General features: G+C 40.2%; 22 protein-coding genes and 1 riboswitch. Of the genes, 19 read left to right on the top strand and 3 right to left on the bottom strand.

The window, feature by feature from the left end; all coding sequences use genetic code 11:
* Positions 1-156: 156 nt before the first annotated feature.
* A complete protein-coding gene (locus tag LCD32_RS06250) occupies positions 157-2,262 on the bottom strand; it encodes an ATP-dependent Clp protease ATP-binding subunit (protein ID WP_224563226.1) in 2,106 nt (701 codons plus the stop codon).
* A 245-nt stretch (positions 2,263-2,507) separates the two neighbouring features.
* Here LCD32_RS06250 and LCD32_RS06255 point away from each other — a divergent pair, with 245 nt between their 5' ends.
* From LCD32_RS06255 to LCD32_RS06280, 6 genes are all read left to right on the top strand, one after another.
* Complete coding sequence (locus LCD32_RS06255; protein WP_041092377.1) at positions 2,508-3,548, top strand: membrane protein; 1,041 nt, start codon at positions 2,508-2,510, stop codon at positions 3,546-3,548.
* A 75-nt stretch (positions 3,549-3,623) separates the two neighbouring features.
* Positions 3,624-3,668: riboswitch (PreQ1 riboswitch) on the top strand.
* A 158-nt stretch (positions 3,669-3,826) separates the two neighbouring features.
* The gene (queC, locus tag LCD32_RS06260; protein WP_008348090.1) at positions 3,827-4,483 is read left to right on the top strand and encodes a 7-cyano-7-deazaguanine synthase QueC; all 657 of its coding nucleotides are present in this window, start codon (positions 3,827-3,829) and stop codon (positions 4,481-4,483) included.
* Positions 4,484-4,924 carry a 6-carboxytetrahydropterin synthase QueD gene (gene queD, locus LCD32_RS06265; RefSeq protein ID WP_224563231.1) on the top strand — a complete coding sequence of 147 codons (441 nt, stop codon included), beginning with the start codon at positions 4,484-4,486 and terminating at the stop codon, positions 4,922-4,924. It abuts the gene before it with no gap.
* The gene (queE, locus tag LCD32_RS06270; protein WP_079920434.1) at positions 4,917-5,648 is read left to right on the top strand and encodes a 7-carboxy-7-deazaguanine synthase QueE; all 732 of its coding nucleotides are present in this window, start codon (positions 4,917-4,919) and stop codon (positions 5,646-5,648) included. Before queD ends, queE begins: the two co-directional genes overlap by 8 nt.
* A 17-nt stretch (positions 5,649-5,665) precedes the next feature.
* The gene (gene queF, locus LCD32_RS06275; RefSeq protein WP_003211403.1) at positions 5,666-6,163 is read left to right on the top strand and encodes a preQ(1) synthase; all 498 of its coding nucleotides are present in this window, start codon (positions 5,666-5,668) and stop codon (positions 6,161-6,163) included.
* Positions 6,164-6,421: 258 nt separating this feature from the next.
* Entirely contained in the window at positions 6,422-6,640 is a 219-nt protein-coding gene (locus LCD32_RS06280) for a hypothetical protein (protein WP_025207245.1), read from the top strand.
* 99 nt (positions 6,641-6,739) lie between these two features.
* Here the strand turns inward: LCD32_RS06280 and LCD32_RS06285 are convergent, their stop codons facing one another.
* Both LCD32_RS06285 and LCD32_RS06290 read right to left on the bottom strand, forming a co-directional pair.
* Positions 6,740-7,264 carry a GNAT family N-acetyltransferase gene (locus tag LCD32_RS06285; protein WP_035392243.1) on the bottom strand — a complete coding sequence of 175 codons (525 nt, stop codon included), beginning with the start codon at positions 7,262-7,264 and terminating at the stop codon, positions 6,740-6,742.
* Between the two features lie 133 nt (positions 7,265-7,397).
* The gene (locus LCD32_RS06290) at positions 7,398-7,586 is read right to left on the bottom strand and encodes a YkvS family protein (RefSeq protein WP_003211747.1); all 189 of its coding nucleotides are present in this window, start codon (positions 7,584-7,586) and stop codon (positions 7,398-7,400) included.
* A 167-nt stretch (positions 7,587-7,753) separates the two neighbouring features.
* On the opposite strand from LCD32_RS06290, the gene LCD32_RS06295 reads away from it, so the two are divergent.
* From LCD32_RS06295 to splB, 13 genes are all read left to right on the top strand, one after another.
* Positions 7,754-7,948, top strand: coding sequence for a hypothetical protein (locus LCD32_RS06295; protein WP_008348081.1), 195 nt, complete (start codon positions 7,754-7,756; stop codon positions 7,946-7,948).
* Between the two features lie 306 nt (positions 7,949-8,254).
* The gene (locus tag LCD32_RS06300) at positions 8,255-8,908 is read left to right on the top strand and encodes a cell wall hydrolase (RefSeq protein ID WP_017359441.1); all 654 of its coding nucleotides are present in this window, start codon (positions 8,255-8,257) and stop codon (positions 8,906-8,908) included.
* Positions 8,909-9,021: 113 nt separating this feature from the next.
* Positions 9,022-10,338, top strand: coding sequence for a polysaccharide biosynthesis protein (locus LCD32_RS06305; RefSeq protein ID WP_224563235.1), 1,317 nt, complete (start codon positions 9,022-9,024; stop codon positions 10,336-10,338).
* Positions 10,339-10,392: 54 nt separating this feature from the next.
* On the top strand, positions 10,393-10,881 hold the full coding sequence (stoA, locus tag LCD32_RS06310) for an endospore biogenesis thiol-disulfide oxidoreductase StoA (RefSeq protein WP_017367131.1): 489 nt from the start codon (positions 10,393-10,395) through the stop codon (positions 10,879-10,881).
* Positions 10,882-11,176: 295 nt separating this feature from the next.
* Entirely contained in the window at positions 11,177-13,096 is a 1,920-nt protein-coding gene (locus LCD32_RS06315; protein ID WP_125588968.1) for a heavy metal translocating P-type ATPase, read from the top strand.
* A 104-nt stretch (positions 13,097-13,200) separates the two neighbouring features.
* Entirely contained in the window at positions 13,201-14,295 is a 1,095-nt protein-coding gene (locus LCD32_RS06320) for a M24 family metallopeptidase (protein WP_008348072.1), read from the top strand.
* Positions 14,296-14,587: 292 nt separating this feature from the next.
* Positions 14,588-15,577 carry a LacI family DNA-binding transcriptional regulator gene (locus tag LCD32_RS06325; protein WP_039956480.1) on the top strand — a complete coding sequence of 330 codons (990 nt, stop codon included), beginning with the start codon at positions 14,588-14,590 and terminating at the stop codon, positions 15,575-15,577.
* Positions 15,578-15,632: 55 nt separating this feature from the next.
* A complete protein-coding gene (glcT, locus tag LCD32_RS06330) occupies positions 15,633-16,487 on the top strand; it encodes a glucose PTS transporter transcription antiterminator GlcT (RefSeq protein ID WP_017359435.1) in 855 nt (284 codons plus the stop codon).
* Positions 16,488-16,689: 202 nt separating this feature from the next.
* Positions 16,690-18,789: a glucose-specific PTS transporter subunit IIBC gene (gene ptsG, locus LCD32_RS06335; protein ID WP_073414319.1), complete on the top strand. Its 2,100-nt coding sequence runs from the start codon at positions 16,690-16,692 to the stop codon at positions 18,787-18,789.
* 93 nt (positions 18,790-18,882) lie between these two features.
* The gene (locus tag LCD32_RS06340; protein WP_003211078.1) at positions 18,883-19,149 is read left to right on the top strand and encodes a phosphocarrier protein HPr; all 267 of its coding nucleotides are present in this window, start codon (positions 18,883-18,885) and stop codon (positions 19,147-19,149) included.
* Complete coding sequence (gene ptsP / locus LCD32_RS06345) at positions 19,149-20,867, top strand: phosphoenolpyruvate--protein phosphotransferase (protein WP_224563237.1); 1,719 nt, start codon at positions 19,149-19,151, stop codon at positions 20,865-20,867. Before LCD32_RS06340 ends, ptsP begins: the two co-directional genes overlap by 1 nt.
* Before the next feature lie 98 nt (positions 20,868-20,965).
* Complete coding sequence (locus tag LCD32_RS06350; RefSeq protein WP_035700553.1) at positions 20,966-21,208, top strand: transcriptional regulator SplA domain-containing protein; 243 nt, start codon at positions 20,966-20,968, stop codon at positions 21,206-21,208.
* An 80-nt stretch (positions 21,209-21,288) separates the two neighbouring features.
* Positions 21,289-22,317, top strand: coding sequence for a spore photoproduct lyase (splB, locus tag LCD32_RS06355; protein WP_007498710.1), 1,029 nt, complete (start codon positions 21,289-21,291; stop codon positions 22,315-22,317).
* Positions 22,318-22,345: the final 28 nt, after the last annotated feature.

Raw genomic sequence — 22,345 nt, forward strand, 5'->3', positions numbered from 1 at the left:
ATTTTGATCAAATCGTAGTTCCAATTGATCATGTGATCCATGTGATCCACCTCTTTTTCTTTTATCGTAAAGGAAAAGAGGCGGGGGAGCGTCGGCGCTCAGATGGAATTTAGACACTGCAACATGATGGAGCTGAAGATCCTCCTTAGGATGTACTTAGCTCTTTTTCACAACAATTTCGTCATGTTCAACATCGACTGTAAATCCAGTAAGTTGTTCTTCTTCAAGCAAGATGTCCGTCATTTGATCCTCAACATGCTCTTGAATCGTTCTTCGTAACGGACGAGCCCCAAATGCTGGATGATAACCAAGTTCAGCGATTTTTTCTTTCGCTTCGTTTGTGACGTGAACAGTTAGATTTTGTTCTTTTAACTGCTCTGACAAATCTTTGAGCAGAAGATCCACAATTTTGACTAAATCGTCTTTATCTAATGAATCAAACTGAATGATGCTGTCAAAACGGTTCAAGAATTCCGGTTTGAAATAAGCGCTCAGTGAATCAATCAATGATTGTTCTTCGATGGCTTCTTCTTGTTCAGACTGGAATCCGACTTTGACTGCTTTTTTATCTGTGCTGCCAGCGTTACTTGTCATAATGATGACTGTGTCTTTAAAGCTGACGGTTCTGCCTTGGCTGTCTGTTAGACGGCCATCTTCCATGATTTGAAGGAACATATGCTGGACATCAGGGTGCGCTTTTTCGATTTCATCGAGCAAAATGATGCTGTATGGTTTTCTGCGAACCTTTTCCGTGAGCTGGCCGGCTTCATCATGTCCAACGTAACCAGGAGGAGAACCGATGATTTTGGACACGGAGTGTTTCTCCATGTACTCACTCATATCTAAACGAATGATCGCTTCTTTTGAGCCAAATAATTCTTCCGCTAATGTTTTAGACAATTCGGTTTTCCCGACGCCTGTTGGTCCAACGAAAAGGAAGGAGCCAGTTGGTCTGTGTTTTGATTTTAAGCCGGCTCTGCTTCTTTTTACGGCTTTCGCCACTTTTTCAACGGCATGTTCCTGACCAATGACGCGGGCTTTTAAGCGCACATCAATTTCTTTCATTTTTGTTTGTTCGTCTGCTTGCAGTTTGCCGACAGGGATACCTGTTTTTTGTTCTACAATCGACTGAATGTCCTCAGCTGTGACGACATGTTCTTTGTCATTTGTTTTGTTTTGCAATCTCGCTTCAATCGCTTCTTCTTCGTCTCGAAGCTTCGCTGCTTTTTCATATCGTTCTTCATTTAAAGCAGCTTGTTTTTCAGCGGCAATTTGCGCAAGACGGTTTGTTAATTCATCTTCACTTGCTGCATCAATGGAGAGATTCGCTTTTGAACCTGCTTCATCCATTAAATCAATGGCTTTATCCGGCAAGTGGCGGTCTTGAATATACCGCGAAGATAATTGAACACACGCTTTAATCGCTTCGTCAGAATAGGTGACGCCATGATAGGCTTCATACTTATCTTGAATGCCTTTTAATATCTCGAATGCTTCATCCTGTGTTGGCTCATCAACCATGACGGGCTGGAACCTGCGTTCAAGGGCAGCATCTTTTTCAATTTGACGATACTCTTTTAATGTTGTCGCACCTACTAGCTGCAGTTCCCCTCGAGCTAGAGCTGGTTTCAAAATGTTTCCGGCATCCATTGACCCTTCGGCAGAGCCTGCGCCTACAAGAAGATGAATTTCATCAACGAATAAGATGATATTTTTACGGCTTTGCAATTCTTTGATTAATTGCTTCATCCGTTCCTCAAATTGACCACGTACACCTGTGTTTGCCACAAGTGAAGAGACATCTAATAAATAAACTTGTTTGTTCTTTAATTTACTTGGTACATCTCCATTTGCAATTTTTAGTGCTAGTCCTTCGGCTATGGCCGTTTTACCAACACCAGGTTCACCAATGAGGACAGGATTGTTTTTATTTCTTCTATTTAAAATCTCAATGACTCTTGTGACTTCTTCATCACGGCCAATGACAGGATCGATTAAACCAGCATGTGCGCCATCCGTTAAGTTCCGGCCAAGCTCATCGAGTAAGCCTTTTTGTTTAGGCCGCTCTTGGCTCGTCGCATGTCCTGCTTGCTCAGAGAAGAATGAACCGCCTCCGAAAAGGTTAGGACCCATTTTCATTTTTGACTGTTCCATCAAAGAGGTATAGCAGTCTTCACATAAAACCATTTGGCTACGGGACGAATTTACTTGCATATTCAGGCGAATAGTTGCTTCATTTACTTGACAATGTTGACAACGCATAAGCCATGACCTCCTTAAAATAAAGTTTGACTTTATTTGACCAATGAATGTTAAATAAAATGGTCTGTTGTTTGACCATCTTTGACTATAGTATACTCTGACCTATTTTGACTTTCAACTGTTTTGCTCATAGCTGAATGAAAAATCCTTTTTTGCATTTAAACATGGTTTGTCCTTCTTTTCAAGGAACTTGTCTCATAGGATAAAAAAGAGACAATCGAAAGTGATGGGTGCGGAGGGGTCATATGAAACGTTCAAATGAATCCGCTTTTCAGCTTGCCTTTGTATATGTAGGAACAGTGGTTGGAGCTGGGTTTGCGACAGGGAAAGAAATCGTAGAATTTTTTGTTCGTTTTGGCTGGATTGGATTGATCGGGATTTTGATTAGCGGTGTTATTTTTACCGGCCTTGGCGCAAAAATGATGCTGATTTCCAAACGAATTGAAGCGGAATCTTATCAAGATATGAATCGGTTTTTATTTGGAGCTGCTGCGAGTCGATATATTAACATCGTCATGTTTTTTATCTTACTAGGTGTGACGTCAGTGATGATTTCTGGCGCAGGCGCTATTTTTGAAGAACAACTTGGCATCTCAAAAGAATATGGTATTTTTTTAACGATTATTTTAAGTGTCATTGTCCTTTTTAAAGGGTCAAAAGGGTTATTTGGTGTCAATGTACTTGTCGTTCCCATGCTGATTTTCTTTTCGCTGATTGTGTTTCTAGACTCATTTGTGTTTAGTAGCGGTGAAAGCCACGTTCTGGGGCTGCAAATGGGAGAGGGCGAATGGATGTTGTCTGCGATTTCATATGGTGCATTTAATTTAGCGCTGTCTCAAGCCGTATTAGTGCCGGTCGCAAACGAAATGACATCCGAAGCCGTTATCAAAAAAGGAGCGGTGCTTGGGGGACTGATGCTGACACTCATTCTGCTCGCCTGCTTTTTATCTCTTTCTTCATTAGATATGCTGGAGTCTTATGATATCCCGATGGCCCAAGTGGTGTATCAAGTCGCAAACTCCATTCATCTCATCTATTTATTCGTGATCTTTGGTGAAGTCTTTACATCCGTTATAGGGAATTTATACGGTCTCGAAAGACAGGTGAGGGCGTATATCCGATTGAACAGTATGTATACGATATCCTTTATTTTGCTTTGCTGTTATGTGATCAGTAAAATTGGATACGGCACACTCATTTCAACGGTTTACCCTGTTTTTGGCTATGTCAGTATCTTTTTTATCCTCTTTCTTTGTCTGAAAAAAGTGCCTGCATCAGGTGATTAAGTAAAGAAGGGATAGCTTGTACATCAATTATGTGGTACACTATCCTCTGTGAAAATTGAACAAAAATCCGTGAAAACGGGAGAGGTTCTAGCAAAACCCTCTATAAAAAACTAAGGACTTGCCGTATCCTTGGATGTGGCATTTTTTATTTTTTATGGCTGGGACACCTCATACACATGTAAAGGTGTCTTTTCTTTTGAGAAAAATAGGGGTTTTCATGAACCTTTCAGATGCAGCTTTGTGCGGTGGTACGGGTCTGCAAAAGGAGGATAAGGAAAATGAAAAATGAAAAAGCGGTCGTTGTCTTTAGTGGGGGACAGGACAGTACGACATGTTTACTATGGGCACTTCAACAATTTAAAGAGGTTGAAACGGTAACCTTTCATTATAATCAGCGTCATCAAGAAGAAATTGATGTCGCCAAAAGAATTGCTGACAAGCTAGGGGTGAAAAATCATCTATTAGATATGTCTCTTTTAAATCAGCTTGCACCCAATGCCTTAACAAGAGATGACATTGATATTGAAGAAAAAGAAGGAGAACTGCCTTCCACATTTGTTCCGGGGAGAAACTTAGTTTTCTTATCCTTTGCATCCATTCTTGCGTATCAAATTGGAGCACGTCATATTATCACGGGTGTGTGCGAGACAGACTTTAGCGGCTACCCAGATTGCCGAGATGAGTTTGTGAAATCTTGTAACGTCACGGTGAATTTGGCAATGGAAAAACCATTTGTCATCCATACGCCGCTCATGTGGCTGAATAAAGCTGAAACGTGGAAACTGGCTGATGAACTGAATGCGCTAGATTTTGTGAAAAATGAAACACTCACTTGCTATAATGGCATCATTTCTGATGGCTGCGGGGAATGTCCTGCATGTAAGCTTCGGAAAAATGGCTATGACACTTATATGGACATGAAGGAGGCGAACTAAATGCTTTCTCAAATCTATCCACAGACGAATCATCCATTTTCGTTTGAATTAAATAAAGATATGCATCTATCGGCAGCCCATTTTATCCCGAGAGAAGATGCTGGCGCTTGTAGCCGCGTACATGGTCATACGTATACGATTAACATTACGATTGCAGGAGATCATCTAGATGATTCAGGTTTCCTTGTGAATTTTAGCACACTAAAAAAACTCATTCATGGACAGTACGACCATACACTGCTCAATGACCATGAAGAATTCTCATCGAATGATCCATACGCGATGCCAACCACTGAGGTTGTCGCAAAGACTGTGTATGATAAAGTGGCCGCATATTTAACGACTTTAGCGAACAAGCCGACATGTGTTCAAGTTTTTGTCAGAGAGACACCAACAAGCTACTGCATTTACCGTCCGAAACGAGTTGAGCTCAATGACTAAAGCGATTCCTGTCTTAGAAATCTTTGGTCCAACCATTCAAGGAGAAGGAATGGTCATTGGCCAAAAAACCATGTTTGTCAGAACGGCTGGCTGTGACTACTCTTGCAGCTGGTGTGATTCATCTTTTACATGGGATGGATCAGCTAAGCATGATATTCAGTGGCTTCAGGCAGAGGACATTGTAAAAGAGCTGAAGAGAATAGGTGGAAAGGCATTTTCTCATGTCACCATTTCAGGTGGGAATCCTGCGCTTTTGAAACAAATGGAATCACTTATTGATTTATTGCATGAAGAAGGAATTGATACGGCGCTTGAAACGCAGGGAACGATGTATCAAGATTGGTTTTTGAAGATAGATGATTTAACCATTTCTCCAAAACCACCAAGTTCAAATATGAAAACAGATTTTACGAAACTAACGCGTATCATAGATGAATTGAAAAATGGAAACAGATTGCATCATGCAAGCCTGAAGGTCGTCATCTTTGATGATCTTGATCTAGCCTATGCAAAGGATGTCCATGCGAAATACCCAGACCTTCCTTTTTATTTGCAGGTGGGAAATGATGATACAACAACAGCTGATGATGCGTACCTATTGACGCACTTATTAAAGAAATACGAAATGCTTGTAGATCAAGTAGCGCAAGACCCTGATTTGAATCGTGTGAGAGTCTTACCACAACTGCACACGCTATTGTGGGGAAATAAACGAGGCGTATAGAAAGGAAGAGAGACAAAATGACGACAAGAAAACCAGAAGAATTAGAAGGTGTCACTTTACTAGGAAACCAGGGGACCAATTACTTGTTTGACTATGCACCACAAGTGCTTGAAACGTTCCCGAATAAACATACGAATAGAGATTATTTTGTGAAATTCAACTGCCCAGAATTCACATCACTTTGCCCGCAAACAGGGCAGCCAGATTTTGCGACCGTGTATATCAGCTACATCCCAAATGAAATCATGGTCGAAAGTAAATCATTAAAATTATATTTGTTCAGCTTCCGTAACCACGGTGACTTCCATGAGGATTGTATGAATATTATCATGAACGACCTCATTGAATTAATGGACCCAAGATATATCGAAGTATGGGGAAAATTTACACCAAGAGGCGGTATTTCAATTGATCCGTATACGAACTATGGAAAACCTGGGACAAAGTATGAAGAGATGGCATCGTATCGTATGATGAATCACGATATGTATCCAGAAACGATTGATAATCGCTAATAAATAAGAAAAGACATGTGGATGACATGTCTTTTTTTATGGAATAGATCATGATGACACATAAAAAAAGAGAAGAGTCATGTCACTCTTCTCATACCAATAGGAATAGAACTTGCTAGGACGGCTGGGGGCTACCAGCTCGTATGTATAGTATACACGACAGAACGTATGTTTGTAAAGGTGTATCGTGCTTTTATTCTTGATATATTTACTTTAAGATAAAATTGAAATGAGCGAATGGTAATGGGGGCGTTTGTGTTGGCAAACAAAGAAGACAAAACAGAGAAGCTGCTAATGGAATTGAGGGAAGAGCTTCAGGTGCTTGAACATCAAAACAAAGAACGATATAAATGGAGTGCCTCCACATTACTTGGAGTGATCGCCCTTTTAATTGATAAAGGCGTGATAACACCTGAAGAAGTTGACATGTACAAAACAAAAGCGGAAATGCAAACCTTTCACGCGCAAAAAGACTGACGCCTTCATCAAATGATGTAAGAGAAAATAAGAAAAAGACATAATAAATTGATGATTCAATTTATTATGTCTTTATTTCTGCAATTCTTTTTCATCGTATTAAACGAGCTTATACATTAATACATCATCCCAGTATTCATGATCATTTATTTTAAATTCATTGATTTTACGCCCTTCTTCTAAAAAGCCCATCTTTTTATACAAAGAAATAGCTTTTTGGTTTGTGGAGAAAACGGCTAAACTAACCTTTTCAATTGAAGGGTTCTTTTCTGCCCAATTTAATAATGCTGTTAGTAACATTTCCCCTATGCCTAAACCTCTATAGCTCTTATCAACCATCAAGCCGAAAGAACCAACGTGAGAAGTTCTTTTTCTATTTGATGATTGTTCAAAGGCTATCCATCCAATGACTTGATCGCCAGTTTGGGCAACTATGTACGTCTCATTTTCGTTTTCTATTCTTTTCTGTATCCATTCCTTGTGTTCTAACAAGGTTTTTTTGTATTCTTCCGGCGTTGTCAGTAAATAATCTGACTCAGCAATCACTGATTTTTGAATTTCTAAAGTAGTTTCAGCATCTTCTATTTTTCCAAAACGTACAATGATATCATTTGAATGTTGCATATTAGTTTCTCCTATCTAGAGCTAATATTGCATCAGATCACTTTTTTTACATAAAACATAAAAAGTAAGGTATTGTGATCAGCTCTGCTTCGTATATCCTTATGTAACGGTAGGCTGAATTGAGGATTGCAAATTAATGTACGGAGTCTTTGATGATTTTATAGTTTTTATGATTAACGACTGTTAGTGAATCCAGTTCTAAATCTCTATAGTTGTCCATAATGGTGACATCCACAATAACAGAGTTTTCATTCACTTTTTCAACTACACCTGTTAAACCATTTCTAAATTCGATCACATTCCCAATTTTTGCAATCTTCAACCGATCCCTCTCCTTTAAAAACAGATTTCATTCCCTATTAAAAAGTATTTTGCAATATTTTCATACCAATGTAAAGGATAAAGACGTTTTTCTTTCGTTTTCGTTGTACGCTTTGAAAACGAATGGTATATTTAATATTTGATCAAGGCTGAAAAGGAGCGATTTTTTTGACTGAAGAACACATCAACACAATACTAGAATCATTACGGAATGGTACTGAAAAACAAGTGACCATTCAAAAGGATGATTTTTTAACATTTCGTTCTGTATTGGTCAATCAAGATGATTTTAAACATTTTCGCGGAATCGCCAAGCATGGTGGAGATGTTATTTTTGAATATCTTAAAGAAGCAAGAAGCTAAAGCTTTTTCTCATTCATGAGAAAAAGCTTTTTATTTTGGTTCTTTTGTCACACTTCAAACCAGCTTGATACATATGAAAAGAAAATGTAATAACCCATAATCAGGAGCATAAGGATGATTATAGGCTAAAAAGAGACTATATTAAACGCTTACATTACCAGTTCATGCGTATTTCAACTAGGACATGCCATTTAATGACGGAATTTGGACAGGCATGAAAATCTTTGTGCGTGAAAATAGAAGAAGCTCTTGTTAGAGTGGACAAGTATCTTACAGCCTACATTGATTAAAGGAGGAATGAGGCGAATGATCAAAATTCATACAGCTCTTTTTGCCATCCTTATGCTCATCTCAGCGATCAAGATGGACAATATACAAGAGCAAGAAGGCACATTAAGTCAGAAACTTGGACAAGCACCTGTAAAGCATCAGCTTTCATATATAGATCAAGATGAAAAGCATACCGTGATCCCAGCGTTTTCAGAGGAGAAACATCAGCCTAAAGTGAAAATGCTAAGCACGTCAACAGAGGAAAAGGCATCAAAACCGAAGCCGAAGAAAAAGGAAACGGCAAAGCCAGCAAGCTCAAGAAATCAATCACACTATTCTAATGAAGAAATGGACTTGCTTTCTCGGTTGGTACATGCCGAAGCAAAAGGTGAATCTTACGCAGGGAAAAAAGCGGTAGCAAGCGTCGTCTTAAACCGCGTAGAACACCGCTCTTTTCCTGACAGTGTCAGAGGCGTGATTTATCAGCGAAATGCCTTCCAGCCAGTATCAAATGGAAGTATCAATGATAAGGCAGACCAGGATTCCGTAAAAGCAGTGAAGCAGGTTGTCAAAGAAGATGACAGAACAACAAAGGCGATTTATTTTTATAATCCAAAAACGGCGACAGATAACTGGATTCGTTCTCGTAAAATTGTAGAACGCATTGGCCGTCATGTGTTTGCAGTGTAAAGAAAAGCAGCGATCAATCAGTCGCTGTTTTTTTGTCTTCAATTATTAAAATATTTTCAGGACTTGTCTCATAGAATGTGAAAAGAATTTGCTTTTAGACAAGGGGAGGCTACATGAATCGATTTGTAAAAGGGGTCATTCTGCTATCTGTCGCAGCTTTCATTGCTGAGTGTATCGAGTTTTTAGTCAATATGATTTTAGCGAGAGAGCTTGGAGAACATGGAATGGGTTTATATATGAGCATCCTTCCGATCATCATGCTTGTGCTTGTGATCGCCAGCTTAGAGCTGCCAGTCTCCATTTCTAAATTCATTGCAGAATCGCATGAGCGGCTTCATAAAAGTATGCTTCGCCATGCATTTAAAATGACGCTTGTGGTGACATGCACAACAACGGCAATAGCAGCCATTGTACTGCCTTTCATTCCTGTATTTCAATCGTATCATCCGCTGATGAAGGGCCTGGTTCTGTCACTCATTCCAATCATCGCTTTTACTTCCATTGCACGCGGCTATTTTATGGGCAAGCAGCAAATGGGCAGAATTGCTCTAGCCAATATGCTGAAAAAAACGATCCAGCTTATCTGTTTGTTTTTGTTTTTTCATTGGTATTCGTTTGATATTGAAACAGCGGTGCTTATCGCGATTGGTGTGATTGTTGCAAGTGATCTCGTCGTCTTTATCTATTTATATTCCCAATACGTCATGGCGAAAAATGCTGTGAATGTCAGAGCGGTTGAGTTAAGAGGAATTGACGTCAGAAAACGTTTGTTAGCAGTCTCCATTCCGACAACAGGTATGCGTATCTTTCATGCTATTGCCAATGCGGTTGAACCGTTTTTAATCAAAGGAGCCCTCGTTGCAGCGGGCATTTCTGGTACGCTTGCTGTAGATCATTACGGAATGCTTGCTGGCGTAGCGATGTCGATCGGTTTTTTTCCGGCGTTTATCGCTCATTCCATTATGATTGTGATGATTCCGAATGTATCAGAAGCCTATGCCTTGGGGCAGTATGATCTCGTGAAAAAACGTGTCAGACAAGCGATTCTCATTACGTTTGGATATGGGGTGCCAGCCGTGATGATCATGTATTATTTCGCTTATCCGCTCACGCAGCTCTTTTTTGACTCACCTCAAGCAGCCGTCTACTTGCAGCTGCTATGGCCTTACTTCTTATGCCACCTGTTCGTGATGCCGTTTCAAGCTTGCTTAATTGGTATGGGTCTTATTAAAGATGTGTTCCTACATAATATATGGGTGCACATGGTGTCGTTCTCTATGGTGTATTTCCTAGGATCCATCGAATCCTTAAATATGATGGGTGTTATCTTAGGAATGAACACGGGGATGCTGCTATTAACGGCTTTGCATTATGCGACGATTTGCAAGGAACTCGGCGTCTCCATGTTTCTTACATTGAAAAAAGCTTGAATGTCATGTGCAGCTAGCGGGCAAGCTATAGGAAAATCAGGAAGGAAGATGCTGATGAATCGTAAATATCTACCCGCCAGTCTTCTCATGATGACCCTTCTTTTATTTCTGATGAACATAGAGGCTGAAGCAAAAGAGCCTGTCATGGCGCCGAGGATAGAAGCTCCTACATTAACAGGTGAAACGCAGGTGATCCCGGTGAAAGGGAAGCGGACCATTCTGCATTTTTGGACAACGTGGTGCCCATCCTGCAAAATGGAGCTTCCAGCCTTTGAACAGATTGTGAAAGAAAATCAAAGTGATGTAGACATACTGACTGTTAATTTACTTGGTGCTGAGCAAAGCAAGCATGCTGTTGCCCAATTTGTGAAAGACAGAAAGTTTACATTTCCGATCGTTCTCGATGAGCACGGCGAAATGATGAAGAAATACCAAATCATGACGATCCCGACGACTTTTTTCATCAATGAAAAGGGTGAAGTGGTCAAAAACCATGTAGGTCCGCTGACGAAAAAACAAATCAAAGAGTGGACAAATTCTTAGAACACAAGCTTTCTGTAAAGAACCAATGGTCGATCCGTTGGTTCTTTTTTGTGTTCAATTACCTTTCAGATGAATAAAATGTGCTCAGAAAGAGGAAGAAATGTCGGTTGCTAATAACGATAATTATTATCAAAAAGAAATTATAATAATTATTAATTGAAAATTGATCAGAACCTGTTATAATGAGTTACAGACCTATAAAAAGCTTGAAATAGCAGAAAATATAGATGATAAACGGAACGGGCAACGATTGATAATGTGAAAATCATTATCAATTAGAGAGGAGAAAGTAATCATGAATGAGAATACAGCACTTTATCAAACGACAGATCAAAAGGGATCCAACTCGCTCTTTCAAAAATGGGCACAGCACGGAGAATTAATCGCAGCAGGCATTTCGGGGATTCTCATCTTGATTGGATGGTTTCTAAAGGATGAAACGATGTGGAGTATTCCTCTTTTCATTCTTGCTTTTGTTATTGGTGGTTTTGCAAAGGCAAAGGAAGGAATTGAAGAAACCATTTCATCCAAGACATTAAATGTAGAACTTTTAATGATATTTGCTGCGATAGGCTCAGCGATCATTGGCTACTGGGCAGAGGGCGCCATTTTAATTTTTATTTTTTCGCTCAGCGGTGCGCTAGAAACGTATACGTCAAATAAAAGTAAAAAAGACTTAACGGCCTTAATGAGCATCGCTCCAGATGAAGCCACTTTAATTGAAGAAGATGGAACCACCATCCAAATCGCTGCTTCTTCACTTACGCCAGGCGATCGTATTTTAATCAAAGCGGGCGAACGAATTGCAGCAGATGGTGTGATTATGAGCGGAAGAACAAGTGTAGACGAATCTGCCTTAACGGGTGAATCGGTGCCTCAGGAAAAAGGGCAAGGGGAAGATGTGTTTGCAGGAACAGTGAATTTAAATGGTTCATTAACAGTAGAAGTAACAAAACATAATGAAGAAACACTTTTTCATAAAATCATTAAGCTGGTGGAATCTGCACAAGAAAGTGTATCGCCAAGCCAAGCGTTTATTGAAAAATTTGAAGGTGCATATGTAAAAGGTGTGCTCATCACTGTAGCGATTTTAATGTTCCTACCTCATTTTGTACTTGGCTGGAGCATGAGTGAAACGTTTTACCGTGCGATGGTGTTTATGGTGGTTGCTTCGCCTTGTGCACTTGTTGCCTCAATTATGCCAGCAGCTCTTTCACTCATCTCAAACGGTGCAAGAAACGGTATGCTTGTAAAAGGAAGTGTCTTTTTAGAAAAACTGGGCACAAGTACGATGATTGCATTTGATAAAACGGGTACGATTACAAGTGGAAAACCAGCTGTTGAAAAAGTGGTTTTGGCAAAAGGGCAGGATGAATCGACCTTTTATCAAGCGCTCTATCAAATTGAAAGTCAGTCAAACCATCCATTAGCTAAAGCCATTTCTGACATGGCAAAAGAGCATCATACAGAGCGGGCAGACCACGTAACCATTGAAGAAACATCAGGTTTTGGTGTGGAAGCACAATTAAATGAGGACACATGGCGGATTGGGAAGAAAGATTTTGCCGGAAAAGCTTCAATGGATCGTGACATTGAAGAGAATGGTGATGTTCTTTCATCCAAAGGATATACAGTTGTCTATGTTCAAAAAAATCAAGAAGTTGTCGGCTGTCTCGGTTTGAAGGATCAAATCAGACCTGAAGCCAAAAAAATGATTCAGGAGCTGAATGATTTAGGCATCCAAACCGTCATGCTCACAGGGGATCAGCAAAAAACAGCTGAAGCGATTGCAGAGGAAGCAGGCATCCAAACCGTTGTCGCTGAATGTCTTCCAGATGAAAAGGTACACGAAGTCAATCAACTGAAAAAACAAGGTGATTCGATCATTATGGTCGGAGATGGAATCAATGATGCACCTGCACTCGCCACAGCAGATGTTGGCGTCGCAATGGGCGGAGGCACAGATGTTGCTTTAGAAACAGCAGATCTCATTTTAATGAAAAATAACTTAAACAACTTGACAAAGATGATCCGTCTTTCAAGAAAGATGAACCGAATCATTAAACAAAACATCATCTTTTCATTAACTGTTATTTGTTTGTTAATCTGTGCGAATTTCTTACAAGTTCTTGATTTACCTTTTGGTGTCATTGGGCATGAAGGCAGTACGATTTTGGTTATTTTAAACGGACTTCGTTTGCTTCGTGCTTCTTAAGCAAATCACAAAAGCGCACTGGCTTTAGGTCAGTGCGCTTTTGTGCGAAATACAGTGAAAACTGATACAATAGATCAGTAGTCAAACGTGTGAGGAGGATCACGATGAATCGAATGAAAAACTTGTCTTCTTGGCTTAAGAAAAAAGACATTCAAGGTGCATTTATACATACAAAGGAGAATGTATTCTATCTATCTGGATACTTCACAGAGCCGCATGAAAGAGTGATGGGGCTGTTTGTTTTTCAGGAAGCAGATCCATTTTTCATTTTGCCTAAGATGGAAGTTGAGCAAGCAAAAAATGCGGGATGGGCTGGAGATCTTATTGGATATGAAGACCATGAAAACCCCTTTGATTTCATACAAAAGGCACTAGAAAAACGAGGAGTAAAAGCGACTCGCCTAGCGATTGAAAAAGAATCCATTCCTTTGCAAAGAGCAGAGCAGCTTCAAGCTATCACTGGGGCAGAAACATTCGTCCGGGCAGAAGATGTGCTCAATCAGCTAAGACTAATTAAAGACGAAGCTGAAATTGAAACATTGAAAAAAGCTGCTCAATTGGCAGACGAAGGCGTCAAAATTGGGGTTCATGCCCTAAAAGAAGGGGTGACGGAAACCGAAGTTCTTGCTGTCATCGAATATGAACTGAAGAAAAAAGGCATTCAGGGCATGTCCTTTTCAACCATGGTACTATTCGGAGAAAAATCAGGAGAACCTCATGGAAATCCGGGACAGGCAGCCTTGAAAAAAGGTGATTTTGTTTTATTTGACCTTGGCGTGATTGTGGATGGCTACTGTTCAGATATTACAAGAACCTTCATCTATCAAGAAGCGTCTGAACAACAAAAGGATATTTACAACACCGTCTTGAAAGCCGAATTGGCAGCACTTGATATGAGCCAGCCGGGTGTGAGAATTGGTGATCTTGACTTAAAAGCAAGAGGGCTGATCGCAGAAGCAGGATATGGCGAATACTTCCCGCACCGTCTAGGGCATGGACTCGGGGTTTCTGTTCATGAGTTCCCTTCTATGAGTCAAGCAAATGATGACCTTCTAAAAGAAGGGATGGTTTATACAATCGAGCCGGGTATTTATGTACCAGGAGTCGGCGGGGTTAGAATTGAAGACGATGTTCTCATTACAAAAGATGGCCCAGTCACCTTAACCAATTATCCAAAAGAGTTGACGATCATCAAGTAATGAAAAAAATCACGATGGACGTCCAAGTATTGGGAGCGTCATCGTGATTTTTTTGTCACTCTTTGCGATCCTTATCAACAAAAAAATCATCAATTGATTGAAACGGCTTGATTTTATGTTCTTTTCCTAAAGGATGTAGTGCGAATCGAGCAGAAAACAAAATAGTCAAACATAATATGATCCATATGATAATACCCATCTTGAATTCCCCTTTCCACCCAGTGATTTGTTCAGCTCACATACATCTTAAAGTATGAAACGCTTACCATATCAAGAGAAAGTAGGAGAAAAAATGCCTAACATAAGGGATATTGCGAAAAGAGCGGGTGTATCTGTTACCACCGTATCACGAGTGATGAATGATCATCCTTATGTCAAAGAAGAAAAGCGAGAGCGCGTACTTAGTGCGATGAAAGAGCTCAAATATACACGGAATATTCAGGCAGTGCATTTAGCAAAGGGCTATTCCAATATGCTTGGAATTGTGCTTCCGACAATTGATCACTCCTATTTCAGCGGAATTGTCACAGGGATTGCAGAGAAAGCACAGGAGCGCGGAATGCATTTTGCCTTGTTTCAAACAGGATATGACCCATTAAAGGAAAAAGAAGCATTAATGAGCTTAAAAGAGCAGCGTGTGGATGGTTTAATCTTTTGCTCAAATGCGTTAAGTGATCGAGACATTTTAAAGTGGCAGGAATCTGGTCCTATTATTTTTTGTCATCCTACTCCGCATGATACATGTTCATCGGTATCGATTGCGCATGATCAGGCTTTTAAGGAAGGGCTTGAACACTTAGCGGCATGCGGTCATGAGCGAATCGCAATCGTTCTTGCTAGAACAGAAGGGGAGAATAGCCAAGTTCGCATTCAGACTTATCAAGAAATGATGCGGTCGCTTGGGCAGGACATTGATGAGGAATGGATCATTGAAGGAAAACTGACCATTTTTGATGGCAAGCAATTATTTACAGAATGGAAAGAGATGAAAAATCGTCCGACAGCCTTACTGATTACAAACGATGATGTCTCAGCAGGTTTTTTACTAGAAGCACAGCGTCACCAAATAAACGTTGGAGAATCACCAGCCATACTTGGCTTTCAAAACGATCAATTGAGTGAAGCATTGGGGATTTCTAGTATAGACATTCCCCTCAAACAAATGGGGCAGGAAGCATTTGACTTGTTCAATCGAGCGTTACAAGGAGAGGCACCAGAAAAAAGGGTGCTGTCATATCGACTCGTTGAGCGCACAACGACTATTTTAAAAAACAATCGTTGACGCACGTTTCATCTGTTTTGTACGATAAGAAGGATTGAATAAGAAGGAGGTGGGGATGTTCATGGAATCCTTCACCGTTGATAAAGCGTTAAATAATAATGTCATCATCGCAAAACACCCTTCTTTAGGCGAAGTGGTCCTGATTGATAAAGGGATCGGCTTTGGGAAAAAATCGGGTGACGTTCTCGATCAAGCGGCATTTGAGAAAATGTTTGTGTTAAAGAACACAAAAGAGCAAACAGAATACAAACAATTGCTGCACCACATTAATGAGGACATGATTGAGCTTGCCAATGACGTCATTTATCATATACGAGAAAAAATGGGGCATCGCTTAAATGAGCATATTCACATTGCTCTGACAGATCATATTGCCTTTAGTTTTAAGCGAGTTAAGCAAGGCTATGATATCACCAATCCTTTTATGCTTGAAACGAAATCCTTATACCCGAAAGAATACGAGGTCGCAAAGGAAGTCGTGGAACTGATAAATGCGCGACCAGATGTTGAAACAAAGCTGCCCGAAGGAGAGATTGGGTTTATTGCGCTCCACATTCACTCTGCTTTAACGAACCGGCCTTTATCCGAGGTCAACCGTCATTCGCAGCTCATGACACAAATGGTCCAAGTCATAGAAGATGCATTTCATATGAAAGTAGATAGAGAAAGTATTCATTATTTACGCTTACTCCGCCATATTACGTTTTCGATTGAGCGTATTAAACGGGAAGAATCATTAGAGGAGCCAGAAAAGTTGCTTCATCTATTGAAAAATGAATATCCTTTATGCTACAATACTGCTTGGAAAATGATCAAAATTTTGCAACATGCATTGAAAAAGCCTGTACAAGATGCTGAAGCTGTCTATTTGACACTTCACCTGTACAGATTGACGAATAAAATTTCATAGTTTCCTTGAAACGTGTAACTGATTCGATCAGGCATGAGTGACTTAAGGTAAATACAGGATAAGATCCTGTTATTTGCGCAACCTTATATCACCATGCCTTTTTTGTGTTCTGAAAGTGAAATGTAAACGGTTAATTATGAAATGTACGTCAATATGTGATTGAAATGTATGTTGTAAGCGAAAACAAAAGGAGGTTCAACCAGTGTTTAAATCACTTTTTGGTGTGTTGCAAAAAATTGGACGAGCACTTATGCTTCCAGTTGCGATCCTTCCTGCTGCTGGTATTTTACTAGCACTCGGAAATGCGATGCAAAATCCGCAGTTGATTGATGTCGCTCAATTTTTAAGCAATGATACAATTCAGCTTGTTGCTAGTGTTATGGAGAATGCGGGGAATATTGTCTTCTCGAATCTTCCACTCCTATTTGCTGTAGGGGTTGCCATCGGTCTTGCCAATGGAGACGGTGTGGCAGGGATTGCCGCGATCATCGGTTACCTTGTCATGAACGTGACGATGAGCGCCGTATTAATGGCCAACGGTTCTATTCCATCCGATTCAGTCAAATTGGCTAAGTTCTTTAAGGAAAGTCATCCAGCATATGTGAATATGCTCGGCATACCGACCTTGTCTACCGGCGTTTTTGGCGGAATTATTGTCGGGGTATTAGCGGCTTATATGTTTAATAAATTTTACAAAATTGAGCTCCCGCAATATCTTGGCTTCTTTGCTGGTAAGCGTTTTGTTCCAATCGTTACGTCGATTTCAGCACTTATTTTAGGGCTTTTGATGCTCGTCATTTGGCCGCCAATCCAAGGTGCATTGAACTCATTTTCAACAGGACTGCTTGCAGCGAATGAGCCGCTGGCTGCCTTTGTATTCGGTGTCATTGAACGGTCATTAATTCCGTTTGGTCTGCACCACATATTCTACGCACCATTCTGGTATGAATTTTTTAGCTATAAGAGCTTATCAGGAGATATTATCCGTGGTGACCAGCGTATTTTCATGGCGCAAATCAAAGATGGTGTTCAGCTGACAGCCGGTACATTCATGACAGGGAAATATCCGTTCATGATGTTTGGACTTCCAGCAGCAGCACTTGCGATTTACCATGAAGCAAAACCTAAGAATAAAAAACTTGTAGCAGGAATTATGGGATCAGCGGCCCTTACTTCTTTCCTAACAGGGATCACTGAACCGCTTGAATTCTCATTCTTGTTTGTTGCACCGATATTATTTGCGATTCACTGTGTATTTGCTGGATTATCCTTTATGATAATGGATATTCTAAACGTGAAAATCGGGATGACCTTCTCAGGAGGGTTAATCGACTTCTTCCTATTTGGTATCCTGCCAAATAGAACCGCTTGGTGGCTTGTCATTCCAGTCGGTCTCGTACTGGCTGTTATTTACTACTTCGGATTCAGATTTGCGATTCGCAAGTTTAATCTGAAAACGCCAGGACGAGAAGATGAAGCAGCTGACGGTGCAAGCAGCGCTCAATCTGGAAAAGGCGATGACTTACCTTATGAAATTCTTGAAGCAATGGGTGACCAAGAAAACATTAAACACCTAGATGCTTGTATTACGCGTTTACGTGTCACTGTAAATGATCAGAAAAAAGTGGATAAAGACCGCTTGAAAAAGCTTGGCGCTTCAGGTGTCCTTGAAGTAGGGAATAACATCCAGGCCATCTTTGGACCACGCTCTGATAATTTAAAAACACAAATGCAAGACATTATTGCAGGACGCACACCTCGACCAGCGAAAGATCCTTCTGCAAAAGAAGAAGTCAGTCAGCAGGTTGAAGAAGTCATTGCAAAACCGCTTCAAAACGAACAAGGGGAAGAAACGTTTGCTTCACCAATTACAGGGGAGCTGCATCCAATTACAGATGTGCCAGATCAAGTATTCTCAGGGAAAATGATGGGTGACGGTTTTGCTATCTTGCCAAAAGAGGGAACAGTGGTTTCACCAGTAAGAGGAAAAATCTTAAATGTGTTCCCAACAAAACACGCCATCGGCCTCCAGTCTGATGGTGGACTTGAAATCTTGATTCACTTCGGTATTGATACAGTCAGCCTCAAAGGAGAAGGATTTGAAGCATTTGTACAAGAGGGAGACCAAGTAGAAATCGGTCAAAAACTTTTAGAGGTTGATATTGATAAAATTAAGTCAGAAGTACCATCTTTAATGACACCAATTGTATTTACAAACTTAAGTGAAGGACAATTTATTGACCTTCAAGAATCCGGTGAAATCAAAGCTGGTCAAGAAAACATCATGAAAATTTCAAAATAATTTTCATAACTGCCGTTCTTGTTAGATGACAAGCTCGGCAGTATGATATAATATTGTGGATGTATGAAATGTATAAAAAGGAGATTGATAAAAATGGCTCAACAAACATTCAAAGTAACTGCAGATTCTGGAATTCACGCACGTCCTGCAACAGTTCTTGTACAAACTGCTAGTAAATATGATGCTGATATCAACTTAGAATATAATGGTAAAACAGTGAACCTGAAATCTATTATGGGTGTAATGTCTCTAGGAATTGCGAAAGGTGCTACAATCACAATCTCTGCTTCTGGTTCTGATGAAAATGATGCACTTGCTGCACTTAAAGACACAATGAAAAGTGAAGGCCTAGGCGAGTAATGCAACAACTGAAAGGAATCGGTGCTTCAGCAGGCGTTGCGATTGCAAAAGCATATCGTCTGGAAGAACCAGATTTAACAGTTCACCAAAAAGACATCAACGATCCAGAGACAGAAGTGAAGCGTTTTGAAGAAGCAATTTATGTTTCTAAACAAGAACTTGAAGCAATTAAAGAACATGCGCTAAAAGAGCTTGGCCAAGACAAAGCAGATATCTTTTCTGCACACCTTCTTGTGTTAAGTGATCCAGAGCTGCTAAACCCAGTAAAGGATAAAATCAATTCTGATAAAGTAAATGCTGAATTTGCTTTAAAAGAAACAGCAACAATGTTTGTCACGATGTTCGAAGCAATGGACAATGAATACATGAAGGAGCGTGCAGCGGATATTCGCGACGTTACAAAACGTGTCACTGGTCATTTGCTAGGCGTTGACATTCCAAACCCAAGTATGATTTCTGAAGAAGTCATTATCATTGCTGAAGATTTAACACCTTCTGATACAGCTCAGCTGAACAGACAATTCGTCAAAGGTTTTGCGACAGATATCGGTGGTCGTACTTCTCACTCAGCGATTATGGCAAGATCAATGGAAATCCCAGCAGTTGTTGGGACAAAAGAAGCAACAAAAACAGTGAAAAACAATGATCTAATCATTGTTGATGGTATTAGTGGAGACGTCATCATTCAGCCTTCTGAAGATGAAGTGAAAGCGTATCAAAAAAAGCATGAAGACTACTTAGCTCAAAAAGCGGAATGGGCGAAACTTGTTGACCAACCAACGGTCACAAAAGACGGCGTTCACGTAGAGTTAGCTGCGAATATTGGAACACCTGAAGATGTGAAAGGTGTACTTGAAAATGGCGGCGAAGCAGTTGGATTGTACCGTACAGAATTTTTATACATGGGCAGAGATCAGCTCCCAACAGAAGAAGAGCAGTTCGATGCGTATAAAACCGTTTTAGAGAAGATGGAAGGCAAGGCTGTGGTTGTCCGCACACTAGATATTGGTGGCGATAAAGAACTTCCTTACTTGCAGCTTCCAAAAGAAATGAACCCGTTCCTTGGCTATAGAGCGATCCGCCTTTGCCTTGAAGAGCAGGAGATTTTCAGAACACAGCTACGCGCGTTACTTCGTGCAAGTACATATGGAAACTTGAAAATCATGTTCCCTATGATCGCGACGTTATCAGAATTTAGAGAAGCAAAAGCTATTTTACTTGAAGAAAAAGAAGCATTGGTTGCTGCTGGTACAGAAGTATCTGATTCAATTGAAATCGGAATGATGGTAGAAATTCCATCAACAGCTGTTATCGCAGATCAATTTGCAAAAGAAGTAGATTTCTTCAGTATTGGAACAAATGATTTGATTCAATACACAATGGCTGCTGATCGAATGAACGAACGAGTGTCTTATCTTTACCAGCCATACAATCCAGCTATTTTACGCCTCATAACGCTTGTGATTGAAGCAGCGCATAAAGAAGGTAAATGGGTTGGCATGTGCGGTGAGATGGCAGGAGATGAAATCGCAATCCCGCTCCTACTTGGATTAGGATTAGATGAATTTTCAATGAGCGCAACATCGATTCTTCCAGCAAGAACGCAGTTAAGCAAGCTTTCTAAGGAAGAGGCTGCATCATTTAAAGAGCATATCTTATCACTGAGCACAACTGAAGAAGTGGTTGATTTCGTGAAAAAAACGTTTCAACATAACTAGGTGATGTAAACCAGACAGGTCAAACTGTCTGGTTTTTTTGTCGAATTTTATCATAATCAGTCATATCGCTTGCAGAGAAGGGCATCCTAACATAAAAAATGGAGGTGACCAGTTTGTCTTTCTCTAACTATAAGCCGGGTGATCAAGTATATGTCATTTATCGAAATCCACATGCAGCCAATGTCGCACAAATTAAAGAAGCGGAAATCGTTTCACATCCTTACAATGAGCAAGAGCTTGCGCTATTTCTACTTGAAACATATCACCCATTAGCCCCTGATGATGCCGTATTTCCAACATACGAAGAAGCAGTAGCCCTTTATCAAGATCTGTTTGAATAAGGGAGATTTTAGAAAGGATAGAAGCCATCCTGAGAGGTTAAAGTAACGGTATGAACCTATAAGGTAAGGATGTGCTAAATATGATCAAACCGTTCGTTCCTCAGCTTGTGTATATTGAACCTCGGGCGCTAGAGTACCCATTAGGACAAGAGCTGAAAGAAAAATTTGAAGGTATGGGAATTGAAATTAGAGAAACAACCTCACACAACCAAGTGAGAAATATTCCGGGGAAAAATGATTTACAAAAGTACCGTAATGCAAAATCGACGCTCGTTATCGGCGTGAGAAAAACCTTGAAATTTGATACATCTAAACCATCTGCAGAGTATGCCATTCCGTTTGCGACAGGATGCATGGGGCATTGCCATTATTGCTACCTGCAAACGACGATGGGGAGTAAGCCGTACATTCGCACATATGTCAATGTAGAAGAGATCTTAGATCAGGCTGAACAGTACATGAACGAGCGTGCACCTGATATCACGCGATTTGAAGCCTCGTGTACATCTGATATCGTAGGAATTGACCATTTGACTCACACACTCAAACGAGCGATTGAATACTTTGGTCAAACCGATCTTGGCAAACTACGCTTTGTTACGAAATTTCATCATGTAGACCATTTGTTAGACGCAAAACACAATGGGCGAACAAGATTCCGCTTTAGTATCAATGCCGATTATGTCATTAAATATTTCGAACCTGGAACATCACCACTCGATCAGCGGATTGAAGCGGCTGTAAAGGTAGCAAAAGCAGGCTATCCACTGGGCTTTATTATTGCCCCTATTTACATTCATGAAGGGTGGCAAGAGGGATATAAAGTCTTATTTGAAAAACTCGATGCAGCTCTCCCTGAAGAAGTGAGACAAGATATCACCTTTGAAATGATTCAGCACCGTTTTACAAAACCGGCGAAGCGTGTCATCCAAAAAAACTATCCAAAAACAAAACTAGAACTAGATGAAGAAAAGAGAAGATATAAGTGGGGTAGATATGGAATTGGAAAATATATCTATCAAAAAGATGAAGAACAAGAACTTAGACAGACATTAGAATCATATATCGAACAGTACTTTCCGTCTGCAAAAATTGAATATTTTACTTAAAACAAGTCATTATGGCTTGTTTTTTCTA

It is taken from the genome of Bacillus sp. RSS_NA_20 (assembly GCF_020165915.1).
In the GTDB taxonomy this organism is placed as follows: Bacteria; Bacillota; Bacilli; order Bacillales; family Bacillaceae; genus Bacillus; species Bacillus altitudinis.